This window comes from Streptomyces coffeae, from assembly GCF_016741875.1.
Taxonomy (GTDB): domain Bacteria; phylum Actinomycetota; class Actinomycetes; order Streptomycetales; family Streptomycetaceae; genus Streptomyces; species Streptomyces coffeae.
On sequence record NZ_JAERRF010000215.1, the window covers coordinates 1 to 397 of the forward strand.

Genomic DNA, 397 nt, shown 5'->3' on the forward strand with positions numbered 1-397 from the left:
TCCGGAGCGCATCGGTCAGATGCTGACGGCGTTGGTGGGGTTGTTTGATCGGGGGGTGTTGCGGCCGGTTCCGGTCACGGCCTGGGATGTCGCGCGGGCGCCGGAGGCTTTGCGGTTCCTCGGCCAGGCCAAGCACATCGGCAAGGTCGTCCTGCGCATCCCTGCGCCGTGGCCGGAGTCGGGCACGGTCCTGGTCACCGGTGGTACGGGTGGTCTGGGTGCGGTGGTGGCCCGGCACCTGGTCACGGAGCATGGGGTGCGGGATCTGCTGCTGATATCCCGGCGGGGTATCGACGCCCCTGGCGCTGCTGCGCTTGAGGAGGAGCTGACCGCTCTGGGCGCCCGCGTGACGGTTGAAGCGTGTGATGTCAGTGATCGTGAGGCTCTGGCGGATGTG

At 68.8% G+C, this 397-nt stretch carries 1 protein-coding gene; it reads left to right on the forward strand.

Annotation, left to right across the window (positions count from 1 at the left end; genetic code table 11):
- The coding region (locus JK363_RS41725; RefSeq protein ID WP_201883529.1) for a KR domain-containing protein at nt 1-397 on the forward strand (397 nt) is incomplete at both ends.